Origin of the sequence: Escherichia sp. KCJ4928, assembly GCF_004352695.1 — a bacterium.
Lineage (GTDB): Bacteria > Pseudomonadota > Gammaproteobacteria > Enterobacterales > Enterobacteriaceae > ECMA0423.
The window spans coordinates 1-443 of record NZ_SJWV01000610.1; the positions used below are offsets into that span (position 1 = coordinate 1).

General features: G+C 59.4%; 1 pseudogene. It reads right to left on the reverse strand.

What is annotated here, in order from left to right:
- A pseudogene (locus tag E0D98_RS25850) lies at window positions 1–351 on the reverse strand (conjugal transfer protein TraV); the annotation flags it as partial.
- Window positions 352–443 lie beyond the last annotated feature (92 nt).

The following is a 443-nucleotide window of genomic DNA, read 5'->3' on the forward strand; positions in this document are numbered from 1 at the left end:
CGGCCACAGCCAGGTGTTGTCGGACATCAGCGCCGTGAGAGGCGAGGGCAGGAGCCAGTGAATGACATGCTGTATATCAAAAGGAGGCCGCTCCGGCACGTTGACCTGCCAGGTGGCCGTTGTTATCAGTGTGCCTGTCTCTCCGGGCAGAGCCAGGCGAACGCCACTCATTTCCCCGTCAGCCCGTCTGTCACTGGCGAAAATGACCCGGGGATTGGGGGAGGGACGCAGCGTGAAGCAGGCAGACGGCAGGGTGAAGCTGAAACTGTCACCGTCCACGCGTAGCGTTTTCAGGAAGACCTGTCCCCGTGCAGGACGCCGGCAGCGGGGAGTGATGTGTATGCTGTACATCAGAGGTGATATCCCTGCTTACGGATGAGTTCTGCAGCCAGATCATGGATGACGTTTTCACTGTCATGTGTACGGGCGCGGTGTTCTATCAG